Raw genomic sequence first — 3,652 nt, 5'->3', positions numbered from 1 at the left:
GGCAGCGGTAGCTGCCGGCTTTTTGCCAGTTGGGCTGCGGCTTGAAGCGGTAGACGGTCTTCTTGGGCAGACTGGCGGCATTTTTTACCAGGGACTTAGCGGTCAATTTCCGGCCCAGGGTCACCTTGGCTGAACTGACGAGGGCCTGGTAGCGGTCCTTGTCAGGCTGCTTTTTGACGACCAGCTTGACCAGGGGCGTCAGCTCCCAGCTCTTGTCCGGGTAAGTCACGCGGACGGCAACATAATAAGTTCCTGCCCGCCGCGAGCTGACCTTCTGCGCAAAGGCGTAAGCCGTCTTCTTTGGCAGGCTGGCAGCATTTTTCACCAAAGACTTGGCAGTCAGCTTGGCTCCATAGCTGACGGTTCGTCCTTGAACTTTCGGCTGGTACTTTTTCTTGTCAGGCTGCCGCTTGACCGTGATTTTGACCAGACGCGTGTACTTCCGGCTCTTGTCCGGATAAGTCACTTGAATGGAAGTATAGTAGCTTCCCGCCCGCTTGAAGTTCGGGACGCGGGCAAAGCGAAAGCTGGTCTTCTTGGGCAGACTGGAACGGTTGGTAACGAGACGCTTAGACTTAAAAGCCTTCCCGAAGGCCGTGGTCCGGTTCTTTACCTTGGCCTCATAACGCTTGGCATCGCTCTTGCGATGCTTTTTGGCCTTTGACTTTTTGCCGCGCTTAAGCTCAAAGGCGTGCTGGCAGACAGTAACGGTTACCTTCCGGCTGGTTTCCACGGAGTTGTCCGGGTACAAGAGCCGCACCCGGGTTTGGTAGCGACCGGCCTTTTTAAAATCCGGCTCCGGCACAAACTCATACACCGTGTCCGCCGGCAGGGAGCTGGCATTCTTGACCAGATCCCGGGCAATGCAGTAATTGCCGGCAAGCAGCCGCAGATTCCGGACCTGGGGCACATAATCATCAGCCTGGCTGGCCTCGCTTTTCCCTGCCGCCAGCAGGCAGACCGGCAAAAGCGCGCCGGCAAGCAGAATACTGGATAATTTCTTCATTTTTTTGCCCTCCAAACACACAAAAACAAACACACGCTTTATCCACTTTAATTATAGTCCAAAACGGGCGTTTTGTTTCCGCTTGCAGGATTTTCGGCAATTTTTTCCAGCAAAAAAGCTGCCCGTCTGGGCAGCTTTCGCGCTATTCGCTGCGCACCTTGCTGTGGAAGGACATCCGGAAGCTGGCGTCAAAGCTTTCGCCGCTGGCCAGCCGGTTCATCCCCTGCTTGTGCTCAATGTCTCCGTCAGTATCAGTCAAATCGGCAATTCCCCACCACGGCTCGATGCAGATGTAATTGGCCGTCTTCGGGTACTGGGACCAGATGCCCACGTACGGGGCCGAATCGGTCCGCACGTTGATGTGGAAGCGGCTGGTCTCGGTCTTGATCGAGAACTTGTTGTCCGGGTGCCGCATCACCAGCACCATGGCATCGTTTTTGAACAGGTCATCGGTAATCGTGATCAGCGATTCCGTCGGTGCCAGTGACCGCTTGTTCCAGTTGAGGCAGCCGTTTTCCAGCGGCACCTGCACCCGGGGCTTGGCCGGATTGATCTGCAGGTAGAAGTCGTCTTTGTTGACGCCGTCTTCAACCGGCAGGTTGAAGCCCGGGTGGCCGCCAACGCCGAAGATCATGTCCGAGTCACCCTTGTTGGTAACCTGGAAGCTTTCCTTGATCATGTTGTTCAGCAGTTCATAGCTCACCCGGAACTCAAACTTGAACGGGTAAACCGCTCTGGTTTCTTCCGTGTCGGTCAACAGGAAGGTCAGCTTCTCCTTGCTCTGCTCTTCCAGGGTAAAGTCCATGTCCCGGGCAAAACCGTGCTGGCCCATGTGGTAGCTCTTGCCTTGATAGCGGTATTCATCGTTCTTCAGCTTGCCGACGATCGGGAACAAAACTGGCGCGTGCCGGCCCCAGACTTCCGGATCAGCCTGCCAAAGATATTCGTTGCCGATGTGCTTGCCGACAATGCTCTGCAGTTCCGCGCCGTGAGACGACACCTTGACCTTGAGGATTTCGTTTTCGATAGTATAATCCATTTTTTTGCCCCTTTATGCTTATTGCTCTCCTAAACTCAATTGCATCTTTTCACTAAAAATTTCTTTTACAGGATAAACTTGGTCAGATCCTTGTTCTTGACGATGTCGTTCAGCTTCTGCTCCACGTATGCCTGGGTGATGGTGATCTGCCCCATTTCCATGTCCGGACCCTCATAGAGGACTTCTTCAAGCAGCTTTTCCAGAATCGTCGCCAAGCGCCGGGCCCCGATGTTGTCAGTGCCCTGGTTGACCTCAAAGGCGATCTCGGCAATCTTGTCAACCGCTTCGGCAGTAAAGACCAGATCCACTCCGTCCGCCTTGAGCAAGGCAATGTACTGCTTAAGCAGCGAGTTCTGCGGATCCTTTAAAATTCTGACGAAGTCCTCCTTGGTCAGGGCATTCAGTTCGACTCTGATCGGGAAGCGGCCTTGCAGTTCTGGAATCAAGTCGCTTGGCTTGCTTTCCGCAAAGGCCCCGGCAGCGATGAAGAGAATGTGGTCCGTTGACAGCGGGCCGTACTTGGTCGTGACGGTCGAGCCTTCGACGATTGGCAAAATGTCGCGCTGTACCCCTTCTCTGGAGACGCCGGCTGAATTGCGCTTGTCAGCAGCCGTGATCTTGTCGATTTCGTCGATGAAGATGATCCCGCTTTGGCCGGCCCGGTCGATGGCTTTTTGGTACATTGCGTCATAGTCGACCAGCTTGCGCTCTTCTTCTTGAACCAGGAGCTTTCTGGCCTGGCTGACCGGCAAGGTCCGCTTGACCTTCTTCTTAGGGAGCATGTCGCCCAGCATGCTGGACATGTCCATCCCCATCTGTCCCATCATGTCGCCCATCGGGTTGACTTTGGGAGCCTGCTCGACTTCAACAGTGACTTCTTCGTTTTCCAAAAGCCCCCGGTCCAGTTTCTCAGCCACGCTGAGGCGCTGGTTGCGGATCTCGTCGGTCACTTCTTCGCTTTCTTCCGGCATCGTGCCCCCAGCCAGCAGGCTCTGCATCATTTCCTGCATCTGCTGCATCTGGTTTTGCCGGTTGTTTCGCTTGACGCCTGGCACCAGCAGGCGAACCAGAGTCTTGTCGGCTTCCCGGCGGGCCTGGCCTTCAACCTTGGCGAACTCTTCCTTTTCAACGATGCGGACGGCTTCATTGGCCAGGTCGCGCACCATTGATTCTACGTCGCGGCCGACATAGCCGACTTCGGTAAACTTGGTGGCTTCAACCTTGACAAAAGGCGCGTCCACGATGTCTGCCAGGCGGCGGGCGATTTCCGTCTTGCCGACCCCGGTCGGTCCGGCCATCAAAATGTTCTTGGGCGTGATGTCTTTTTGCACGTCTTCAGGCAGCTGAGCCCGGCGGTAGCGGTTGTACAAGGCGATGGCCACTGACTTCTTGGCTGAGGACTGCCCGACAATGTACTTGTCCAGCAGCTCAACGATCTGCTTTGGCGTTTTCTCTTTCATCCCTATTTTTCCTCGATTTCATCTGTAATGATTTGGTGATCAGTAAAGACGTCGATGTCGGCGGCGATGTTCACCGCTTCTTTGGCGATTTCGCTGGCCGTCATGCCGCTGGAGTGGCGGGTCATTGCCACCGCAGCCGCCTGGGCG

The 3,652-nt window shown here is 55.3% G+C and carries 3 protein-coding genes and 1 pseudogene; all 4 read right to left on the bottom strand.

Features of this window, described 5'->3' with window-relative positions; all coding sequences use genetic code 11:
* Nucleotides 1-1,006 (bottom strand): Rib/alpha-like domain-containing protein (locus lacNas_RS09660; RefSeq protein ID WP_201331514.1); only part of this gene is annotated, 1,006 nt, incomplete at its 3' end.
* A gap of 142 nt (nucleotides 1,007-1,148) precedes the next feature.
* Nucleotides 1,149-2,045, bottom strand: a complete 897-nt coding sequence (locus lacNas_RS09655) for an aldose 1-epimerase family protein (protein WP_201331513.1) — start codon at nucleotides 2,043-2,045, stop codon at nucleotides 1,149-1,151.
* Between the two features lie 65 nt (nucleotides 2,046-2,110).
* Nucleotides 2,111-3,505 (bottom strand): ATP-dependent protease ATPase subunit HslU, encoded by a 1,395-nt coding sequence (gene hslU, locus lacNas_RS09650; protein WP_201331512.1) that lies wholly within the window; start codon nucleotides 3,503-3,505, stop codon nucleotides 2,111-2,113.
* 2 nt (nucleotides 3,506-3,507) lie between these two features.
* Nucleotides 3,508-3,652 (bottom strand): annotated as a pseudogene (locus lacNas_RS09645) (HslU--HslV peptidase proteolytic subunit); the annotation flags it as partial.

It is taken from the genome of Lactobacillus nasalidis (genome assembly GCF_016587775.1).
Lineage (GTDB): Bacteria > Bacillota > Bacilli > Lactobacillales > Lactobacillaceae > Lactobacillus > Lactobacillus nasalidis.
This window is presented reverse-complemented; position numbering and strand designations above follow the sequence as displayed.

Excerpts from the sequence above, each read along its gene's own strand:
- hslU (WP_201331512.1), bottom strand. The coding sequence starts at position 3,505 with ATGAAAGAGAAAACGCCAAAGCAGATCGTTGAGCTGCTGGACAAGTAC.
- lacNas_RS09655 (WP_201331513.1), bottom strand. The coding sequence starts at position 2,045 with ATGGATTATACTATCGAAAACGAAATCCTCAAGGTCAAGGTGTCGTCT.